General features: G+C 74.4%; 18 protein-coding genes. 12 read left to right on the top strand and 6 right to left on the bottom strand.

Features of this window, described 5'->3' with window-relative positions; translation table 11 throughout:
* Positions 1 to 6: 6 nt before the first annotated feature.
* Positions 7 to 1,164: a phosphotransferase enzyme family protein gene (locus ACQ614_RS18470; protein ID WP_431679643.1), complete on the bottom strand. Its 1,158-nt coding sequence runs from the start codon at positions 1,162 to 1,164 to the stop codon at positions 7 to 9.
* 43 nt (positions 1,165 to 1,207) lie between these two features.
* A complete protein-coding gene (locus tag ACQ614_RS18465) occupies positions 1,208 to 1,876 on the bottom strand; it encodes a response regulator (protein ID WP_431679642.1) in 669 nt (222 codons plus the stop codon).
* A gap of 379 nt (positions 1,877 to 2,255) precedes the next feature.
* Here ACQ614_RS18465 and pdhA point away from each other — a divergent pair, with 379 nt between their 5' ends.
* The 3 genes from pdhA to ACQ614_RS18450 are packed head-to-tail and all read left to right on the top strand — an operon-like array spanning position 2,256 to position 5,838.
* Positions 2,256 to 3,407: a pyruvate dehydrogenase (acetyl-transferring) E1 component subunit alpha gene (pdhA, locus tag ACQ614_RS18460; protein ID WP_431679641.1), complete on the top strand. Its 1,152-nt coding sequence runs from the start codon at positions 2,256 to 2,258 to the stop codon at positions 3,405 to 3,407.
* Positions 3,407 to 4,381, top strand: coding sequence for an alpha-ketoacid dehydrogenase subunit beta (locus tag ACQ614_RS18455; RefSeq protein WP_363498320.1), 975 nt, complete (start codon positions 3,407 to 3,409; stop codon positions 4,379 to 4,381). Before pdhA ends, ACQ614_RS18455 begins: the two co-directional genes overlap by 1 nt.
* 14 nt (positions 4,382 to 4,395) lie before the next feature.
* A complete protein-coding gene (locus ACQ614_RS18450) occupies positions 4,396 to 5,838 on the top strand; it encodes a dihydrolipoamide acetyltransferase family protein (RefSeq protein WP_431679640.1) in 1,443 nt (480 codons plus the stop codon).
* 81 nt (positions 5,839 to 5,919) lie between these two features.
* Here ACQ614_RS18450 and ACQ614_RS18445 read toward each other — a convergent pair whose 3' ends face one another.
* Positions 5,920 to 6,192, bottom strand: coding sequence for an LPXTG cell wall anchor domain-containing protein (locus ACQ614_RS18445; RefSeq protein ID WP_431679639.1), 273 nt, complete (start codon positions 6,190 to 6,192; stop codon positions 5,920 to 5,922).
* Between the two features lie 192 nt (positions 6,193 to 6,384).
* On the opposite strand from ACQ614_RS18445, the gene ACQ614_RS18440 reads away from it, so the two are divergent.
* The 6 genes from ACQ614_RS18440 (at position 6,385) to ACQ614_RS18415 (ending at position 14,191) form a co-directional block, all read left to right on the top strand.
* The gene (locus tag ACQ614_RS18440; protein ID WP_431679638.1) at positions 6,385 to 7,611 is read left to right on the top strand and encodes a benzoate/H(+) symporter BenE family transporter; all 1,227 of its coding nucleotides are present in this window, start codon (positions 6,385 to 6,387) and stop codon (positions 7,609 to 7,611) included.
* Positions 7,612 to 7,948: 337 nt separating this feature from the next.
* A complete protein-coding gene (locus ACQ614_RS18435) occupies positions 7,949 to 9,448 on the top strand; it encodes a peptidoglycan-binding protein (RefSeq protein ID WP_431679637.1) in 1,500 nt (499 codons plus the stop codon).
* On the top strand, positions 9,445 to 10,128 hold the full coding sequence (locus tag ACQ614_RS18430) for an ABC transporter ATP-binding protein (RefSeq protein WP_431679636.1): 684 nt from the start codon (positions 9,445 to 9,447) through the stop codon (positions 10,126 to 10,128). Before ACQ614_RS18435 ends, ACQ614_RS18430 begins: the two co-directional genes overlap by 4 nt.
* Positions 10,125 to 11,375: an ABC transporter permease gene (locus ACQ614_RS18425; RefSeq protein ID WP_431679635.1), complete on the top strand. Its 1,251-nt coding sequence runs from the start codon at positions 10,125 to 10,127 to the stop codon at positions 11,373 to 11,375. Before ACQ614_RS18430 ends, ACQ614_RS18425 begins: the two co-directional genes overlap by 4 nt.
* A 190-nt stretch (positions 11,376 to 11,565) precedes the next feature.
* Positions 11,566 to 12,792: a M64 family metallopeptidase gene (locus ACQ614_RS18420; RefSeq protein ID WP_431679634.1), complete on the top strand. Its 1,227-nt coding sequence runs from the start codon at positions 11,566 to 11,568 to the stop codon at positions 12,790 to 12,792.
* 82 nt (positions 12,793 to 12,874) lie between these two features.
* Complete coding sequence (locus ACQ614_RS18415) at positions 12,875 to 14,191, top strand: MFS transporter (protein ID WP_431679633.1); 1,317 nt, start codon at positions 12,875 to 12,877, stop codon at positions 14,189 to 14,191.
* Positions 14,192 to 14,236: 45 nt separating this feature from the next.
* On the opposite strand, the gene ACQ614_RS18410 is transcribed toward ACQ614_RS18415, so the two are convergent.
* Together ACQ614_RS18410 and ACQ614_RS18405 are read right to left on the bottom strand one after the other, a co-directional pair.
* Positions 14,237 to 15,046 carry a BRO-N domain-containing protein gene (locus tag ACQ614_RS18410; RefSeq protein WP_431679632.1) on the bottom strand — a complete coding sequence of 270 codons (810 nt, stop codon included), beginning with the start codon at positions 15,044 to 15,046 and terminating at the stop codon, positions 14,237 to 14,239.
* Between the two features lie 147 nt (positions 15,047 to 15,193).
* Positions 15,194 to 16,027, bottom strand: coding sequence for a maleylpyruvate isomerase family mycothiol-dependent enzyme (locus ACQ614_RS18405; protein WP_431683956.1), 834 nt, complete (start codon positions 16,025 to 16,027; stop codon positions 15,194 to 15,196).
* Between the two features lie 156 nt (positions 16,028 to 16,183).
* Between ACQ614_RS18405 and ACQ614_RS18400 the strand changes: the two genes are divergently transcribed.
* The 3 genes from ACQ614_RS18400 to ACQ614_RS18390 all read left to right on the top strand — a co-directional run bounded on the left by ACQ614_RS18400 (position 16,184) and on the right by ACQ614_RS18390 (position 18,819).
* Entirely contained in the window at positions 16,184 to 16,981 is a 798-nt protein-coding gene (locus ACQ614_RS18400) for a carbon-nitrogen family hydrolase (RefSeq protein WP_363498353.1), read from the top strand.
* 154 nt (positions 16,982 to 17,135) lie between these two features.
* Positions 17,136 to 18,029: a GntR family transcriptional regulator gene (locus ACQ614_RS18395; RefSeq protein ID WP_431679631.1), complete on the top strand. Its 894-nt coding sequence runs from the start codon at positions 17,136 to 17,138 to the stop codon at positions 18,027 to 18,029.
* 139 nt (positions 18,030 to 18,168) lie between these two features.
* A complete protein-coding gene (locus ACQ614_RS18390; RefSeq protein ID WP_363498359.1) occupies positions 18,169 to 18,819 on the top strand; it encodes a hypothetical protein in 651 nt (216 codons plus the stop codon).
* A 226-nt stretch (positions 18,820 to 19,045) separates the two neighbouring features.
* Here the strand turns inward: ACQ614_RS18390 and ACQ614_RS18385 are convergent, their stop codons facing one another.
* Positions 19,046 to 19,831, bottom strand: a complete 786-nt coding sequence (locus tag ACQ614_RS18385; protein WP_431679630.1) for an SLATT domain-containing protein — start codon at positions 19,829 to 19,831, stop codon at positions 19,046 to 19,048.
* Positions 19,832 to 19,945: the final 114 nt, after the last annotated feature.

The following is a 19,945-nucleotide window of genomic DNA, read 5'->3' as shown; positions in this document are numbered from 1 at the left end:
GCCCGGTCAGTTGGTGAAGGCGTCCAGGACCTGCTCGTACTCCTGGCACCACCAGCGCAGCTGGCCGGCCGCGGCGGGGAACAGCGGGTCGGCCCGGTGGTCGCTGCGCTGGTAGTGCCACTGCAGCATCCACAGGTCGTTCAGCCGCTCCCACCAGACCCGGTGCACGGCGGCGGCCAGCTGGGCCGGTCCGGCCCCGGAGACCTCCCGGTAGGCGCGGGAGTAGGCGCGCACCCGGCAGAGGTCCAGCACGCCGGTGCCGCGGTCGTTGAAGACCAGGGTGGCGGCCCGGACGGCCTCCTCCGCGGTGGGGTGCAGGCCGAGCTTGTCCCAGTCGAGGACGGCGGCGACCCCGCCGTCCCGGTAGAGCAGGTTGAGCCCGTGGAAGTCGCCGTGCGTCCAGCCGGTGGGCGGGGCGGCGGCCGGCGCGGGGCGGCGGTGCCGGTGCGTGGAGATCAGGTCGAGCCGCTCGGCGAGGTGCTCCTCGGCGAGGGCGTCGAAGGGCTCCTGCGGCCGGTGCCGGGCGGCGAGCCGGCGCAGGTCGGCGACGAGCCGCGCGGTCTCGTCCGGGTCCGCGGCCAGCCGCCCGGCGGGCTGGCGGACAGGGGCGCAGACCTCGGCCAGTGCGCCGTGCAGCCGGCCGAGCAGCGCGCCGAGGTCGGCGCACTGCGAGGGGTCCAGCGAGGTGCCGTGCCGGTGGCCGCCCTCGATCCAGGGGAAGAGGCCGAACAGCCGGTCCCCGTGCGCCACGACGGTGTCCCCGCCGAGGGCGGGCAGCGGCCGGGCCACCGGCAGCCCGCGGGCGTGCAGCGCGGTGGTGGCCAGGTGCTGGGCGGTGACCGCGTCCCGCGAGGCGGTGGCGAGGTCGACGTAGCACTTGAGGAAGTACCGGCCGTCGGTGGTGGTGACCCGGTAGCCGCGGTTCAGCAGGCCCTCGGCGACCGGCCGGACGGAGACCGGCGGTGCGGTGCCGAAGCGGCGGAGCACGCCCGCCAGGGAGGTGTCGGCGACCGGCGGGCTGAGCGTGCCGACGGGCGGGGCGGACGGGTCGGGACGGGCCGGTGCGGCGGCGTGGCGGAGCGGCCGGGTGCGGCGGGCGGCGGGGGCGAGGAGGGAGACGGTGCCCTCCCCGAGGACGGGCGGGGAGGCCGGACTGGGAATCACGGAGTGAGCGTAGTCAGGGCGCGCAGGGGTGGTTGACAGATCGTCAGCCGTGTGCCTTTGCCTCCGGCGGGAGGTTGCGGGCCACGTAGGCGGCGGCCTGGGTGCGCCGCTTCATCCCCATCTTGGCGAGCAGGCTGGAGACGTAGTTCTTCACGGTCTTCTCGGCGAGGTGGAGTTCGTTGCCGATCTGCCGGTTGGTCATCCCCTCGCCGATCAGGTCGAGGATGCGGCGCTCCTGCCTGGTGAGCTGGGCGAGCCGCTCGTCCTCCTTTCCGCTGCCCTCGCGCAGCCGTTCCAGGACGCGGCCGGTGGCCACCGGGTCGAGCAGCGAGCGGCCGGCCGCGACGTCCCGCACCGCGGTGATCAGGTCGGTGCCGCGGATCGCCTTCAGTACGTACCCGGAGGCGCCCGCCATGATCGAGTCGAACAGGGCCTCGTCGTCGGAGAAGGACGTGAGCATCAGGCAGCGCACCCCGGGCACCCGGGAGCGGACCTCGCGGCAGACCTCCACGCCGTTGCCGTCCGGCAGCCGGACGTCGAGCACCGCGACGTCGGGCTCCACCGCGGGAATCCGGGCGAGCGCCTCGGCAGCCGTACCGGCCTCGCCGACCACCTCGATGTCCGCCTCGGTGGACAGCAGATCGTGCACGCCGCGCCGCACAACCTCGTGGTCGTCGAGGAGGAATACCCTGATATGTCCGTTTCCTGTCATGGGGGAATCCTTCCACGCCACCGTGTCGAAATCCCTGCTCCCGGCCGCTCCCCGGGGGACAGACCGGCGCGGAGGACACCGAATCGATGCCCGTTACCCCCTTACGCGGAGAGCTTTGCCCGGATACCGTGCGCTGGTGTCCTGACGGCCACCGACGCGAGACCCGCACCACACCGGCGGTTCTCGCAGGGGAACAAGTAGGACGTCCTAGCGCAAGCGCGCCAAGGGGCGCCGCTGGGTAACGTTCTCGTGAGGGACGCCGTCGGAGAAGGATCACCACCTGCCGAGCAGCCGGTGCGCACACCCAGCGCGCTTTGCCCGGAGGTGACCGGACCGGTCACCGGCGACCCCGGGCGGCCGGACAGACCGAGGAGTGAACGTGACCGTCAAAAGCACGGCGAGGGCGCGCAAGAAGGCCGCCCCCGGCGTCCCTGACAACCTCCGCGCAGGCACGGGAGCCGCGCCGGAGCTCGTACAGCTGCTGACGCCGGAAGGCGACCGGGTCGAGCACCCGGACTTCCCGCTGGCGACCACCCCCGAGGAGCTGCGCGCGCTCTACCGCGACCTGGTGCTGGTCCGGCGGTTCGACGCCGAGGCCACCTCGCTGCAGCGCCAGGGCGAGCTGGGCCTGTGGGCCTCGCTGCTCGGCCAGGAGGCTGCGCAGGTCGGTTCCGGCCGTGCGATGCGTCCCGGTGACTACGCCTTCCCGACCTACCGCGAGCACGGCGTCGCCTGGTGCCGCGACGTCGACCCGCTGAACCTGCTCGGCATGTTCCGCGGCGTGAACCACGGCGGCTGGGACCCGAACGAGAAGAACTTCCACCTCTACACCATCGTGATCGGCGCGCAGACCCTGCACGCCACCGGGTACGCGATGGGCATCACCAAGGACGGCGCGGACGACGCGGTGATCGCCTACTTCGGCGACGGCGCCTCCAGCCAGGGCGACGTCAACGAGGCCTTCACCTTCGCCTCGGTCTACAACTCGCCGGTGGTCTTCTTCTGCCAGAACAACCAGTGGGCGATCTCCGAGCCCACCACCAACCAGACCCGCATCCCGCTCTACCGCCGCGCCTCCGGCTTCGGCTTCCCGGGCGTGCGGGTGGACGGCAACGACGTGCTGGCCTGCCTCGCGGTGACCCGCTGGGCCCTGGACCACGCCCGCACCGGCAACGGCCCCGTCCTGATCGAGGCGTTCACCTACCGCATGGGCGCCCACACCACCTCGGACGACCCGACCCGCTACCGCGGCTCCGAGGAGACCGAGGCCTGGAAGGCCAAGGACCCGATCACCCGCCTCAAGGCCCACCTGGAGAAGGAGGGCCTCGCCGACGACGCGTTCTTCGCCGGCATCGAGGCCGAGAGCGACGCCCTCGGCCTGAGGGTCCGCGAGGGCGTGCGCTCCATGCCCGACCCGGACCCGACTCTGATCTTCGACCACGTCTACGCGGAGCCGCACGGCCTGGTGGCCGAGGAGCGGGCCGAGTACGTGGCCTACGCGGCCTCCTTCGAGGGCGGGGAGCACAACTGATGGCAGACCGGCTCAGCATCGCCAAGGCGCTCAACGACGCCCTGCGGAAGTCGCTGGAGAACGACCCGAAGACCGTCCTCATGGGCGAGGACATCGGCAAGCTCGGCGGCGTCTTCAGAATCACCGACGGCCTGCAGAAGGACTTCGGCGAGGACCGGGTCATCGACAGCCCGCTCGCCGAGTCCGGCATCATGGGCACCGCGATCGGCCTGGCCCTGCGCGGCTACCGCCCGGTGGTGGAGATCCAGTTCGACGGCTTCGTCTACCCGGCCTTCGACCAGATCGTCTCCCAGCTCGCCAAGATGCACGCCCGCTCCCTCGGGCACGTCAAGCTCCCGGTCACCGTCCGCATGCCGTACGGCGGCGGCATCGGCGCCGTCGAGCACCACAGCGAGTCGCACGAGGCCTACTTCGCGCACACCGCCGGCCTCAAGGTGGTCACCCCCTCCAACGCGCACGACGCGCACTGGATGCTCCGCCAGGCCATCGCCTCGGACGACCCGGTGATCTTCCTGGAGCCCAAGCGGCGCTACTGGGACAAGGGCGACGTCGGCGACAGCGCCGACCTGCCGCTGCACTCCGCGCGGATCGTCCGCCCCGGCACCGACGCGACCCTGATCGCGTACGGCCCGATGGTCAAGGTCTGCCAGGAGGCGGCCGAGGCCGCCCGCGAGGACGGCCGCAGCCTGGAGGTCGTCGACCTCCGCTCGCTCACCCCGGTCGACTTCGCCACCCTCGAGGAGTCGGTCAAGCGCACCGGCCGCGGCATCGTGGTCCACGAGGCGCCGGTCTTCCTCGGCATGGGCGCCGAGCTGGCCGCCCGGCTCACCGAGAAGTGCTTCTACCACCTGGAGGCGCCGGTCCTGCGGGTCGGCGGCTACTACGCCCCGTACCCGCCGTCGCGGGTCGAGGAGTCCTTCCTGCCCGACCTCGACCGGGTGCTCGACGCCGTCGACCGCGCGCTCGGGTACTGAGAGGAGCGACGCACATGACCACCGAAGTTCGCGCGCTCCGCGAGTTCAAGATGCCCGACGTCGGCGAGGGGCTGACCGAGGCCGAGATCCTCTCCTGGTACGTCAAGGTGGGCGACACCGTCACCGACGGCCAGGTCGTCTGCGAGGTCGAGACCGCCAAGGCCGCGGTCGAGCTGCCGATCCCGTTCACCGGCGTCGTCGAGCAGCTGTTCTTCCCGGAGGGCTCCACCGTCGACGTCGGCACCGCGATCATCGCGGTGGCGGTCGCCGGTGCGGCCCCCGCGGAGGCGGCTCCGGCCCCCGCCGCTGCGCCCGCGGCACCGGCTGCGGCGGCCCCGGCCGCCGAGGAGGCCGTCCCCGAGCGCCGTGAGGTGCTGGTCGGCTACGGTCCGCGCACCGGCGGCACCCAGCGCCGGGCCCGCCGGACCACCGCCGCCGTACCGGCGGCCGCCGCTCCGGTTTCACGTGAAACGCCGGCCGCCGCGCCGGCCCCGGTCGCCCCCGTGGCGCCCGCCGCCCCGGTCCAGGTGCCCGCCCAGGCGGGGGAGCGGCCGCTGGCCAAGCCCCCCGTCCGCAAGCTGGCCAAGGACCTCGGCGTCGACCTGCGCACGGTCGTCCCGACCGGTCCGGACGGCGTGATCACCCGCGAGGACGTGCACGCAGCCGTGGCACCGGCGCCGGCGCCGGAGGCTCCGGCCGCTGCCGCCCCCGCCCCGGTCGCCGCGCCCGCCGTCGTGCCGGTCGTCTCCGGCGCCGGCGACGTGCGCATCCCGGTCAAGGGTGTCCGCAAGGCCACCGCCGCCGCGATGGTCTCCTCGGCCTTCACCGCGCCGCACGTCACCGAGTTCGTCCAGGTCGACGTGACCCGCACGATGAAGCTCGTCCGCAAGCTCAAGGAGACCGGCGAGCTCGGCCAGGGCGTCCGGGTCTCCCCGCTGCTGCTGGTCGCCAAGGCGCTGCTCACCGCGGTGAAGCGGCACCCGGAGATCAACGCCGCCTGGGACGAGGCCGCCCAGGAGATCGTGATCAAGGGGCAGGTCAACCTCGGCATCGCGGCCGCCACGCCGCGCGGCCTGATCGTCCCCAACATCAAGGACGCGGGCGGCAAGACCCTGACCCAGCTCGCCGTCTCGCTCGGCGAGCTGGTGGACACCGCGCGCGAGGGCAAGACCTCGCCCGCGGACATGCAGGGCGGCTCGGTCACCATCACCAACGTCGGCGTCTTCGGCGTCGACACCGGCACCCCGATCCTCAACCCTGGCGAGGCGGCCATCCTCGCCTTCGGTGCGGTCCGGGAACTGCCGTGGGTGCACAAGGGCAAGGTGGTGCCCCGTCAGGTCACCACGCTGGCGCTCTCGTTCGACCACCGCCTGGTCGACGGCGAGCTCGGCTCCAAGGTGCTCGCGGACATCGCCGCGATCCTGGAGTACCCGAAGCGCCTGATCACCTGGGGCTGATCGCCCGGGTCCGATCCCTCGGTGAACGCCGCCGGCCCCGTCCCCTCCGTGGGGGCGGGGCCGGCGGCGTTCCGGGGACGGTCAACGGCGGGCGAGCTTCCGGGCGGCGAACAGGACACCGCCGCCCAGGGCGAGGGCTGCCGCGCCGGAGGCGAAGAGGAAGGCGGTCGGGGCGGACGGGCCGGTCTCGGCGAGTTCGGTGGCCGGGGCGGCGGGGGCAGTGGTGGCGGCGCCGCAGGCCGCCCAGGCGGCGGTGCCGCCGGACAGGACGGGCAGGCCGACGCCGATCGTGAGAGCGGCTGCGGTGGTGACGGCAGCATTGCGGACAAAACGGGAGATAGCGGGCGCGCGCATGACTGGTCCCCCAGGGAGGTGTGCTGACGGTGTGCGGGTGAAGGCTGCCCGGCGCATCGGCCCCCCGGCCGTTGTCCGCCGGTCCCGCTCTCCGTGCCTTCATCCTCATGGACGTCCATCTGCCCGAGGGGTTGCAGGTGGTCCGGAGAAATTTTTTCGGGTGCCGGGGAAGTCTCCGTGATACTGCTGCCCATGTCCGATCGTCAGACCGCGGTGCAGGTCGAGGCCGCCCCCGCCCCGCCCGAGCCCCGGCCCTCGCTGCGCCGGGACGTCTCGCTGCCCGCCCTGCTGGCCGGACTGGTCTGCATCGCCGTCTCCTTCTCCGGCCCGCTGGTGGTGGTGCTCGCCGCGGCCGCCGCCGGGCACCTGGACCAGGCGCACACCGCCTCCTGGATCTGGGCGGTCTCCATCGGCAGCGGGCTGACCTGCCTGCTGCTCAGCTGGTGGACGCGGACGCCGGTGATCACCGCCTGGTCCACGCCGGGGGCGGCCCTGCTGGTGGGCAGTCTCGGCGCGTACCCGTACCGGGAGGCGGTGGGCGCCTTCCTGCTGTCCTCGGTGGCGGTGGCGGTGCTCGGCGCGACCGGGCTGTTCGGGCGGCTGGTCCGGGCGATCCCGTCCGGCATCGTCAATGCGATGCTGGCCGGCATCCTCTTCACCTTCGGTGCGGGCATCTTCGCGGAGCTGCGCGGTGCGCCCGTCCTGGTGCTGGGCAGCTTCGCCGCCTTCCTGCTCGCCAAGCGCCTGGTGCCGCGGTACGCGGTGCCGGTGGCGCTGCTGGTCGGCGCCGTCCTGGCGGCGGCCACCGTCGGCCTGCCGCTGCACATCGGGGCGGGCGGGCCGACCCGCCCGGTGCTCACCGTGCCGGCGTTCTCCTGGGCGGCGACCGTCGGCCTGGCGCTGCCGCTGACCATCGTGGCGCTCGCCTCGCAGAACGCCCCGGGCCTCGCCATCATGCGGGCCTCCGGCTACCGGCCGGACGACCGGCTGCTGGTCGGCGCGACGGGTGCGCTCTCGGTGCTGCTGGCCCCGTTCGGCTCGCCGGGCGTCAACCTGGCCGCGATCACCGCGGCGATCTGCACCAGCGAGGAGAGCCACCCGGACCTGCGGCGGCGGTACGTCGCCGGGATGTCCGCGGGCGTGCTCTACCTGGTGGTGGGCAGCTTCGGCGGGGTGCTGGTGAGCCTGTTCACCGGGCTGCCGCACGTCCTGATCGCGGTGATCGCCGGGGTGGCGCTGCTCGCCTCCTTCCAGGGCAGCCTGGCCGGGGCGGTCGCCGACGAGCGCGGCAGGGACGGCGCCGTGGTGACCTTCCTCGCGACCGCCTCGGGGGTGACCCTGTTCGGCATCGGCGCTCCCTTCTGGGGTCTGCTGCTCGGGCTGGCCACCCACGTCGTCCTGCACCACCGCCGCGGCTGACCCGCCGGGCCGCGTCCCGGGTATTCCGCCGGAATCCACCGCATCCGTACGCGGAGGGTTCGTGGGCGCCTTTCACGGAAACCGTCGACCGAACGGCCGAGCCCGGGCTGCGATCATGATGTGCGCGCGGTAGGAGAAGGTGCCCCGAACGGCGGAATTCCGTGCGGGTACGGGCAATTCGGATCGAAATTCGCGACCGCCGGATCGTATGGCACGGCGGGCCCCGCGGGTAGGCTGAGGCGGCTCGATCCGGGTGCGGTGGGGAATTCGGAATCACCCGCTCCGGTGCACGTGAATTTCTTCCGACGGGCAGCGGTGAGTGGCTGGTGACGAGGCATTGAGTAACCTGATTCGGGAACCGGCGCAGGAATTCGACGCGGAGGAGACGGCGGAGGGCCGGCCTCCGGGCCGTTCGCGGATGGTGCTGCGGCGCCGCGCCCTGGTCGTGGTCGCGGTCTCCGCGGCGCTGGTCGCCTGCGGTGGGCTGGGCGCCGCCACGATGATCAAGTCGCCCGCGGAGCGGGCCGCGGACACCGCGCCCCCGCCCAGCACCCTGCTGACCGCCGAGGCCGCCCTGAAGGTGCTGACCCGCTCCACCGTCACCCGCGGCCAGGTCTACCCGCCGACCCAGTACAACATCACCCCGGCCTCCGGCTCGCCCGAGATCACCCAGCTCTACGTCTCCGCGCTCGCCGTGAAGCCCGGCGACGCGGTGGGCAACGGGCAGTTGCTCGCCGAGGTCTCCGGACGGCCGCTGTTCGTGCTGAAGGGCGCGGTGCCGGCCTACCGGGACCTGAAGCCCGGTGCCGAGGGCCCGGACGTCGCCCAGCTGCAGGCCGCGCTGGCCGGCCTCGGCCACGGCCGCGGCTCCGACGCCGAGGGCACGTTCGGGCCCGGCACCGCCCGCGCCGTCACCGACTTCTACCGGAAGCTCGGCCACTCCGCCCCGACCGCCGGCGCCGCCGCCCGGCAGGCGGTGGACACCGCCCGGCGGACGGTGGAGGCCGACCAGCACCAAATCGACGCACTGAAGGCACGCCAGGGCACCGGCACCGGCGCTGCCGATGCTGCGGGCCAGCTGGAGGAGGCCAGGCAGAAGCTCGCCGACGACAAGGCGGCGCTGGCCGCTGCCGAGGCCGCGAACGGCCCGGTGGTGCCGGCCGGCGAGGCGGTCTTCCTGCCCGTCGTGCCGGCCACCGTGACCGCGGTGAACGCCCCCGTCGGTGCCCCGGTCGCGGGCCCGTTGCTCTCGCTGACCAGCGGCGACCTGGTGGTGACCGGCCAGCTGGCGCCCGCCCAGGCCCCCGGCATCGCCCCCGGCATGGAGGTGGAGATCCTCGCCGAGGCCTCGGGGACGACGGCCAAGGGCCGGGTCGCCGGGCTGGACGCGCCGACCACCGCGCCGCCCGCGGGCCGGGTGATCGCCATCGGCGGCGGTGCGGCGCCCGGTGCCGCCGGCGCCGCCGGGACGGGCGCCGCGGATGCGGGGGCCGCCGGAGGTGCGGCCGCGCCGGCCGCTCCCGCAGCGGGCCCGCCCGGCGCCCCGTACGTGCCGCTGCGGATCGACCCGGCCGAGCCGCTGCCCGCCGCGTTCGCCGGCCAGAACGTGCGGATCACCGTGAAGCGCAGCGCCACCGCCGATCCGGTGCTGTGCGTGCCCGTGGCCGCCGTGTTCACCGACGCCACCGGCCGGACGGCCGTCACCCGGATCGACTCGGCCGGCCGCCGGATCACCGTGCCGGTGACCCCCGGCGTGAACGCCGACGGGTACGTGGCCGTCACCCCCGTGCAGAACGCGCAGCTGCAGCCCGGCGACCCGGTGGTGGTCGGCCGGTGAGCGAGATCGTCCGGCTCGAGGGCGTGGGCCGCAGCCACGCAGGGCCACCTCCGGTCACCGCGCTCCACCCGTGCGACCTGACCGTGCACAGCGGCGAGTTCCTGGCGGTCACCGGCCCGTCCGGCTCGGGCAAGTCCACCCTGCTGCACCTGCTCGGGCTGCTCGACACCCCGACCGTCGGCCGCTACACGCTGGACGGCATCGACACCGGGCAGCTCTCCGACCGGGACCGCTCCACCCTACGCGGGCGGCGGATCGGCTTCGTCTTCCAGTCCTTCCACCTGCTGCCGCACCGCACCGCGGAGGAGAACGTGCTGCTCGCCGGGGTCTACAACCGCACCCCCCGGGAACGGCGCCGGGCGGCCGCCCGGGACGCACTGGACCGGGTCGGCCTCGGACACCGGGCGGACGCCCTGCCGACCACGCTCTCCGGCGGCGAGCGGCAGCGGGTCGCGATCGCCCGGGCCCTGGTCAACCGGCCCGACCTGCTGCTCTGCGACGAGCCCACCGGCAACCTGGACTCGGTATCCGCCTCCGCCGTTCTGGACCGCTTCGAGCAGCTCAACGACGAGGGCTTCACCCTGGTGATGATCACCCACGACCCCGCCGTCGCCGCCCGGGCCCGCCGGGTGGTGCGGATCGGCGACGGCCGCCTCACCGAGCCGGCGGCGCACCGGTGAGCGGCACCGGCCCGGTCGGCCCGCCCTCCCGGCTGTCGCCGCGCGACCTGTTCGGCGAGGCGCTGGCGGGCGTGCTGCAGCGCCCCGGCCGCTCCGCGCTCACCGTGCTCGGCACCGTCCTGGGCATCGGCGCCTTCGTCGCCGTGCTCGGGCTGACCGCCACCGCCTCCGGGCAGATCGGCGCGAGCTTCGACCTGACCAGGGCGACCACCGTCACCGTCGCCGACCACCCGTCGGCCCAGGGCGTGGCCCCGGGCGCCGACCCGCCCACCGCGTTCCCCACCGACGCCGACGCCCGGGCCGGGCGGATCGACGGCGTCACCGCGGCCGGTGTCTGGTGGCGCATCCCCTCGGACGACCTGCGGATCTCCGCCTCCCCGGCGGCCGGCGGCGGGACCCAGGGCCTCGCCCTGTTCGCCGCCACCCCGGGCGCGGTCGCCGCCGTCCACCCCACGCTGGCCGCCGGGGTCACCCTCGACCCGTACGCGCAGTCCGCCTCGCTGCCCGTGGTGCTGCTCAGCAGCACCGCCGCGGCCCGGCTCGGGGTGACCCGACTGGACGCCCAGCCCGCGATCTTCATCGAGGGCCTGCCGTACACCGTGATCGGCATCTACCGGGACGTCCAGCGGCTGCCGGACACCCTGCTCGGCATGATCATCCCCGGCTCCACCGCACTGGAGCGCTTCGGCAACCCCGGCACCGGGGACGACCGGGCCGCCCGGCTGATCGCCGCCACCCGGGTCGGGGCGGCCGCCGTGGTGGCCGACCAGCTGCCCGTGGCACTCCGCCCGGACGCCCCGGACCTGCTGACCGCCACCGCCCCGCCGGACCCGCACGGCCTGCGCGACCGGGTCACCTCCGACCTCACCGGCCTGTTCCTGGCGCTCGCCGCGATCTGCCTGGTGGTGGGCGCCGTCGGCATCGCCAACACCACGCTCGTCGCCGTCCTGGAACGCACCCCCGAGATCGGCCTGCGCCGCGCCCTCGGTGCCCGCACCCACCACATCGCCGCGCAGTTCCTCACCGAGTCGGCCGCGCTCGGCGCCCTCGGCGGCCTGATCGGCACCTGCCTCGGCGTGCTGACCGTCCTCGCGGTGGCCGCCGCCCGGGACTGGACGGCCGTCCTGCAGCCCTGGGCCACCCTGCCGGCGCCGCTGGTCGGAGCGGTGATCGGCCTGCTCGCCGGCGTCTACCCGGCCGTCCGGGCGGCACGGACGGACCCGCTCGCCGCGCTGCGCAGCAGCTGACCGGGGCGGCGGGCAGCCGCCGGCCGGGAGCGTCCGCGGGCGCCGGCGCGAGCCGACACGCCGGGGTGCCGTTGGTCCGGTCCGGCGAACTTCGGATGCGTCCGGTCGGCCGGGCGTGTCGTCGTGGGTACGTGTGTGCGACCACCACCCGGCCCCCGCCGGGTGACCGGAGCCCGGAGGACGCACCCGCATGCCGCCTGGCAACCCTGGCCGGATCGTCCGGAGTCTGGCCGCCCTCGTGCTGATGTCGGCCGCCGTGCTGCCCGCGGCGCTCGAGGTCGCGGCCCCCGCGCCGTCTGCGGTGATAGGGCCGCCCGCCGGCCCGCTCGCCGAACGCGGAGCACCGCCGGCCCCCGACCGGATCGACCTGCGGGCCCCCGGTGCGGCCCCCAGCGTGGACATCCGCCGGGCCGGGGACCCGGCCAACAGGATCACCCTGGTGCTCCTCGGCGACGGCTACACGGCCGCCCAGCAGCCGCTGTTCCGGGAGCAGGCCGACCGGGCCTGGCGGGCGCTGATGGAGATAGAACCGTTCCGGACGTACCAGAGCTTCTTCAACATACGGCGGGTCGAGGTGGTCTCCCCGGTCGCCGGCATAGCCGAGGACGACGACGGCGGGCCCACGGACACCCCGCTCGGCATGCACTTCTGGTGCGAGGGCACCGCCCGGCTGCTCTGCGCGGACGAGTCCGCGACCGCCCGCTACGCCGGGGAGGACGCCGGCCCGCAGTACCTGATAGCGCTCGCCAACTCCGAGGAGTACGGCGGTGCGGGCGGCACCGGCGTCACCACGCTGGCCGGCGGCAGCCCCGACGCCGGACGGATCATCCAGCACGAGATCGGCCACACCGTGGGCGACCTCGGCGATGAGTACGACAGCGCCCCCGACGACCCCGGCTACGCCAACCTCTCGGCCGTGGACGCCGACGAGATGCTCCGCACCCACGCCAAGTGGTGGCGCTGGCTCGGCGCCACCTCGCCCGACGGCGGCGGCGTGGTGGGCGCGTACCGCAGCGCCAACGGGCTGTACCGGCCGACCGCCGACTCGGTCATGCGGACCCTCGGCGGCACGTACAACCTGCCCTCCCGGGAGGCGATCGTCGAGCAGCTCTACCGCCGGGTGAAGCCGCTGGACGGCGCGGCGCCCGCCCCCGGCCCGGTTGCCGGGCGGCCGCGGCTGCAGGTGAGCGCGGTGCCGCTGGAGGGCCCGCGGCAGCTGCAGATCGAGTGGACGGTGAACGGGAAGCCGGTGCCCGCCCCCGGCGGCAGCTGGCTGGACACCGCCACCCTGGGCCTCGCACCGGGAGCACGGGCGACCGTCACCGCGACCGTCCGGGACACCACCGACTGGGTGCGCGACGAGGCCTTCCGGGACCGGTACATGACCCGCACCGTGAGCTGGACGCTGACCGGCTGACGGGCGGGCCCGGTGGTCCGTCGGCGTCCGGTTCGTACCCTGCCCGATTGGTCAGGTCATGGGATGACTAGGCTCTGGTGCCATGAGCGCGGACCCTGCCGACACCGCCCGCCCCCTTCCCCCACTCCATTCCTCCCCGCCCCTGCTCCGGCCCGTCCCGCCGGGAGGGCGCGCCGCCTGGGCGGCCTGGGCGGTCGGCGCCTCGGTCTACCTGCTCGCCGTCGTCCACCGCACCAGCCTCGGCGTCGCCGGCCTGGACGCCGCCGCCCGCTTCGGCATCGGTGCCTCCGCGCTCTCCACCTTCGCCGTCCTGCAGGTCCTGGTGTACGCGGCGATGCAGATCCCGGTCGGCCTGCTGGTGGACCGGCAGGGCGCCCGGCGGGTGCTGCTGCTGGGCGTCCTGCTGATGAGCACCGGACAGCTGGCCTTCGCCTTCGCCGACTCCTTCGGCCCGGCGCTGGCGTCCCGGGCGGTGCTCGGCTGTGGCGACGCGATGACCTTCATCAGCGTGCTGCGGATCGCCGCGCACTGGTTCCCGGCCGCGAAGAACCCGCTGATCGCCCAGCTCACCGGGCTGGTCGGGGTCGGCGGGAACCTGGTCACCACGGTCGTGCTCGCCCGGGCCCTGCACGAGCAGGGCTGGACGGCCACCTTCGCCGCCATCGCGCTGGCCGGCGCCGGCGTGTTCGCGCTCGTCGCGCTGGTGCTGCGGGAGGGCCCCGGACACGGCCGCAGGGCCCGGCACGACGGCTCCGCACCGGGCCTCCCGGTCGGCCGGCAGATCCGGGACGCCTGGGCCGAACCCGGCACCCGGCTCGGCCTGTGGGTGCACTTCACCACGGCCTTCCCGGCCGCCGCCTTCGGCCTGCTCTGGGGCATGCCCTACCTGGTCGAGGGGCAGGGCATGAGCCGGGCCGCCGGCGGCGGCCTGCTGACCCTGCTGGTCGTCAGCAACATGGTCTTCGCGCTGGTCTTCGGCCGGACGGTCTCCCGCAGCCCGCGCACCCGGATGCCGCTCAGCCTCGCCGTGATCGCAGCCACCGCCCTCTGCTGGGCGGCCGTCCTGGCCTGGCCCGGCGGCCGCCCGCCGCTCTGGCTGCTGCTGGTGCTGATCGCCGTCATGGGCAGCAACGGCCCGGCCTCGCTGGTCGGCCTCGACTACGCCCGCTCCCACAACCCCGCCGAACGCCTCGGCACCGCCTCCGGCATCGCCAACATGGGCGGCTTCGTCGGCACCGTGGTGGCCCTCCTCGGCATCGGCGTCCTGCTGGACACCCTCGCCTCCGCCGACGGAACCCACACGGCCGAGGCCTACCGCTGGGCCTTCTGCTGGCAGTACGTCCCCATGGCGGTCGGCACCGCCATGATCCTCCGCCTCCGCCGCGGACTCGCCCACTGAGGCACACCGCCGGCCCGCCCCACGCGGGGCGGGCCGGCGGCCGGATCAGGCCGCGCCGATCTCCCGGAGCAGATCCGCGACGTCGAGCGGCGTCCCGGAGAAGCGCACCCGACCGAGCTCACAGTGCACCGTGCCGCCCGGGTGGTTGCGGCGGCCGGTCTCCGCGAGGTGCCGGACCAGCTCGACCAGCTTCAGCCTCGGACAGCGCGGCAGCGCCACACTTCCGCGGATGCCGACCCGCTCCACGCTCGGGCACCGGTAGTACGGCCCGAACGGAGGCCCGCTGTCCTCCTCCCGGCTCGGGACGCGGAACTCCATCTCGCCGTGGCGGCAGTGCACCGTCCCGTCCGAGCGGACATGGGCGCCGATTCCGTCACTGAAGGTGACGTCGGTAAGGATCTCCACCTGCTGGCCGACCGCCTCGGCCAGCGTCTCGCCCATCCTCCGGCGGTGGTGCCCCAGATCGAAGCCACCCCGGCGGACGGCGGGCAGGAGATCGCCGGTGACCCATTCCTGGAAGGGCTCGGCGGTCGGTTTGTCGGACCGCATGATCAGCCGGTAGAGGCCGGCCTCGCTGATCACCCCGACCACCGGGTTGCCGCGCCCATAGGGTTTTCCACCTGCGGAAACGTCGTAACCCTCAGGCCGGCTGAGGGTTACGGTCCGAAGGTCGACCCGTTGGATGTGGACCTTGTGCAGCCCCCTCACGGTCTCGCTCGGGTTGGTCAGCCCGAGAATCCTGCACACGTCCGCGGTGACGAACCACGGCTCCCCGTTGATCATCACCACCCTGATCGGCTGCCCGGTGACCGGGAAACTCGACGGCACCAACACCATGTCGGCCTCGTCGCTCATGCCGCCCCTCCTTCACTCTCGGTGATGGGTGCTGCACGAATCAACGAGGCCGAACAGATGAAGTGGCGGTCGGCAGGCGTCGCACGGGGGTGCGAGGGCGCACGCCACCCGGGTACGGGGCGCGAGCCCGGGCGGACGCCCCGGGTGTCAGGGGGTCAGGGTGAAGTGGGCGAGGATGCGGGCGGCGAGTTCGGTGTCGCCGTCGACGCGGATGGCGGCGGCGGCCGTTTCGGGGCGGATGCGGCCGCAGGCGAGCCGGAGATAGGTCTCCCAGTCCAGGTGGAACTGGACGTCGGGGGCGAGGCCGACTGAGGTGTCGACGGTGCCATGGCCGGAGGCGTCCACGCGGACGGTGCGCAGGAACTCCAGCGGCCCGGCGACGTCGAAGACCACCGTGGTCCCGGCCGGGGCGCCGGCCAGCTTGGCGACCACCTTGGGCAGCCCCTGGACGAGGTAATCGCGGGTGACCGCGGCGCCGGGGGAGTCCAGGTTGCCGGGCACCCGGAGGGCGCGCCGCAGGTCCTGCTCGTGCACCCACACGTCGAAGGCGCGGTTGCGCAGCAGCTCGACGTAGGGGATCTCCCGGGAGAGCGGCCCGGCCGGCCAGCGGACCAGGTCGTGCGGCTGGTGGCGGGCGTTGCGCAGGGCCCGCATCCGGCGGATGACGGTGTACTCCAGCTCGCTGGTGATCTCCACGGGGGTGTGGCAGCGGCGCTTGTCGACCGGCAGCTCGACGTACCGGGCGAACTCGGTGGTGACGTGCCGCAGGTCGCGGGGGAGCGAGTGGATCGGCCGCGGGTCGCCGAGCAGCTCGGACTCGACGGCGATGATGTGCGAGGCGATGTCGCGCACCGACCAGCCGGGGCAGTCGGTGGGCCTGTTCCAGGAGTCGGTCGGCAACGGGGCCAGCAGTTCGGCCACCGATTCGATGGACTGCGTCCAAGCATCGGTGTAAACCTGCACGGTCTGGTTGTCCGCCACAAGCATCTCCGGGCCTCCGTCAGCTTCCAACACGCTCCGCCGGCCGCCGCCGGGACCTGGGGGCGCAAGTGCTACCCGCACGTTACGCTGTCGGGTCACAGCGGGACAGCGCTTTCGGGTGATGATCGTAGGACTCTTGCCGTGGACGGTGGTACTGTGCGCGCTTCATTGATCCAACTCGCGGTCTCCGACACCGAGCCGCCGGCCGAGCGGCGCTCCCGCGCGGCTGCGCTGGTCAGGGCCCAGGAGGGTGCGGATCTGGTGGTGCTGCCGGAGCTCTGGGCGCTCGGCGGCTTCGCCTACGAGGCATGGTCGGCGGGGGCCGAGCCGCTGGACGGCCCGACCGCCGAGGCCATGTCGGCCGCCGCCCGGGCGGCCGGGGTGTGGCTGCACGCAGGTTCGATCGTCGAACGCGATCCGGACGGCCCCATCTACAACACCTCGCTGCTCTTCGCGCCGGACGGCGCCCTCACCCACACCTACCGCAAGATCCACCGCTTCGGCTTCGACAGCGGTGAGGCGGTCGCCATGGGCGCGGGCCAGGAGATCGTCACCGCCGACACCGGCGTCGGCCGGCTCGGCCTGGCCACCTGCTACGACCTGCGCTTCCCCGAGCTGTTCCGGGCCCTGCTGGACGACGGCGCCGAACTGCTGGTCGTCCCGGCCGCCTGGCCGGAGCGCCGCCGCGAGCACTGGACGCTGCTCGCCCGGGCCCGCGCGGTCGAGGAGCAGGCCTTCGTCCTGGCCTGCAACACGGCCGGTACCCACGGCGGCGTGCCGCAGGCCGGGCACAGCCTGGTGGTGGACCCGTGGGGCCGGGTGCTCGGCGAGGCCGGGGCGGACGAGGAGGTGCTCACCGTGGACCTCGAGCCCGCCGAGGTGGGCAAGGCGCGGGCCGACTTCCCGGTGCACCGGGACCGGCTGCTCGGCATTCCGGCACCCGTCCAGCGCTGACCCGGCCGTGGCCGGGCGGCCGGACCTGCCCCGGCCGGGCTGTCCGGTTATGGGCGTGATGAGGCACTGTGCACCCCGGGGGCGTGTTTGAGAAGATGAGCCGCCATCGCGTTCCGCGCTGGCTCCGTGACACCGCCGGAGGAGGGTGGCCCGCATGTACGGCACCGGTGCCGCCCGTCCGCCGATCCAGCGCAACAGCCTGCGCGAGCAGATCGCCGACGCGCTGCGCGAGGAGATGATGGCCGGCCGCCTGGCGGCCGGCCGGAACTTCACCGTGAAGGAGGTCGCCGAGCTCTACGGGGTGTCGGCGACCCCCGCCCGCGAGGCCATGGTCGACCTCGCCGCCCAGGGGCTGCTCCGCGCCGAGCACCACCGCGGCTTCACCGTCCCGGCCTTCACCTGGCTGGACTTCCTGGAGATCTTCGAGGCGCGGACCCTGCTGACCGACAGTGCGCTGCGCAGGCTCACCGCCCACCCGGCCCGCGGCTCCGGCGGCTACGACTGGTCCCGGATGCCCTCGCTGCGCCGCCGGGCCGACGCCGCCTCGCGCGCCTCCCGGGCCGGCCAGCTGGACGTGCTGGTCGGCTGCGACCTGCGGTTCTGGCAGGAGGCGGCGGCGCTGCTCGGCAACGCCCGGGTCGCCGACTATCTCGGCTGGCTGCGGGTGCAGGCCTGGATGTTCGCCGCCCCCTACCTGCGGCAGGCGGCGGACCTGGGCGGCGTCTGCTGGGACCGCCACGGCGACCTGGTCGACCGGATCGAGGCCCGTGACATCGCCGGGGCGCACCAAGTGGTCAACGACTACAACCTGTTCACGCTGGAGCTGCTGGCCCGGCTGGCCGGCGAGGACGTCGAGTCGGTGCCGGTGATCGGTCTGCTGCGCACCCCGGTCGCCGGGCCGGAGGCGGCCGTCCCGCGTCCCGCCGCCCCGGCGGCGCTGCCGGACGAGGCCACCCGGGTGCCGCTGCCGCGGTCGGTGCCGCCGGGCCGGTTCGGCCGCCCGGTGCGGCCCTCCGGGCCTGTCCAGGGCCGGCCGGGGCCGTCCTGAGCCCGCGGCCCCGCCCGCCCCGTCGGCGGCCGACCCGAGGGCGACGTGCGGCGCCGGCGTCCGGGTAGGGTGGGCGCTCGTTCCCCGACCACCGTCGGCCGCGCGCGGCGCCCGACCCCCGGAGAGGATGGGCCGGCCCATGGCCTGCGACCTCTGGCTCGTCCCGCTCGTGGACGTCCTCACCTACAGCCCCGAGAACCCCTTCCGGGACGATCTCGTCCGCTACAACTCCGTGCTGGCCGGCCACGGACTGCCCGAGGTGCCGGTGCACGGCTACGCGCCGGGCATCACCGGGGACGTCGAGCCGATAGCCGCCTTCGACTACGACTCGCTCCACTTCCTGCGCCGCGCCTACCTGTTGGGCGTGACGGGTTTCCAGATCACCCCGGTGGACGCGCTCGGCGGCGACTACGAGCAGCTGCTGGAGATGTTCGAGTCGACGGCCGAACAGTCGCACCTGGTCTGGCACTTCGACCACGCCGGGGCGTACGTGCCGGTGGAGTTCCCCGTCCCGCTGGTGGACGACGAGCTGCTGGCCACCGGCGGGCCGCTCGGCTCCTCGTACGGACTGCTGCGCGAACTACAGGCGGTGGCACCGGTGTTGGGCATCGACGTACTGGAGCCGCCGGCCCCCACACGGCCGCTCTCGCCGACCGGCCTCGAGCAGCCGTTCGCCCCGCCGCTGGACGACGCACACCACCCGTACGCACGGGAGCGGCACGCCTGGGCCGGGCTCTACGCGGCGGCCACCCGCAGCGTCACCCAGGGCTCGATGATCGTCTTCGCCTGACCGCCGCAAGGCGCCCCGCCCCGCCCCGAAGCGCCCGCCGACGCGAGGGCGACACCCGCCCCGAGCCGAAGGGCCCGCCGGTGCCGAAAGTGAGGAGCGAGGGAGCGCAGCGACGGAGCGACGACCGTCGGCGCCGGGTCCAGAGGGCCCGGAGGCGAGCGGGCGACAGCACAGTGCCCGGAGGCGAGCGGGCGACAACACAGGCCCGGAGGCGAGCGGGCGACGATCAGCGCAGCGGCCCCTCCGGGGGGCGCTGGCGGGGCATGGTGGGCCGGGTGCCCGGCGGGGGCAGGACGCGGACCTGGGCGCCGAACCCGCCCTCGGAGCGGCCGCCCCAGACGCCGGGCGCCTGGGTGGGCAGCTGGGTCATCGAGGCGCGGAACTCCAGCATCCACTCCGAGGTCTCGGTGCGGACCATGTCCGAGACGTCCTCGCAGAAGCGCCGCAGCACGCCCAGGCAGCGCTCGGCGGCCTCGCCGGCGGTGCCCTCGGTGGGGCCGAGCACCTCGCGGACGCACTCCGAGGCCCAGTCGAACTGGAAGGCCTCCAAACGCCGTTGCAGCGCCTGGGCGGTGGAGACGTCACGCATCCAGCCGGAGGTGAGGCCGAAGCCGCGGTCGGTCAGCAGGCAGGCGGCGGAGAGTGCGAGGCCGAGGTAGCCCCAGCCGGCCGCCCCGTCCAGCACCCCGGTCAGCCCGACCAGCGGGGCGCTCACGCCGCCGACCGCGGACACCCCGGCGCCGAAGCGCAGCAGCCGCGCCCATCGGCGCTTCCAGACGCGGTCCCTGCGGTACCAGTCGATGGCCTCCACGGCCCGCTCCTCGGACCACCGGTAGAGCTCCTCGAGCCGCTCGGCCGGCTCTCCCCAGTCCCCCAAAGGGAATTGGCGGGCACTCAGATCGGTGCGGCGGCGCGTGGGGGTGCGGCCGGCCGCGGCCACCGAGGGCTGGTCCTCCTCGCCGACGTCCTTGCCCCAGGGACTCTCCTCGGGTTGCATTTCCGGCTGGCTCACCTGTGGGGCTCCCTGTGGCGGGTGACAGTGCAGTCCTGGCTGGACGCCCGGCTGACGCCGCGTCGGGCCGACGCGTCGTCGGACATGGCTCCGTGCGGCGGTGCGAGCCGCCCA

The sequence above is a fragment of the Kitasatospora dryopteridis genome (genome assembly GCF_050749075.1).
Classification (GTDB): Bacteria; Actinomycetota; Actinomycetes; order Streptomycetales; family Streptomycetaceae; genus Kitasatospora.
This window is presented reverse-complemented; position numbering and strand designations above follow the sequence as displayed.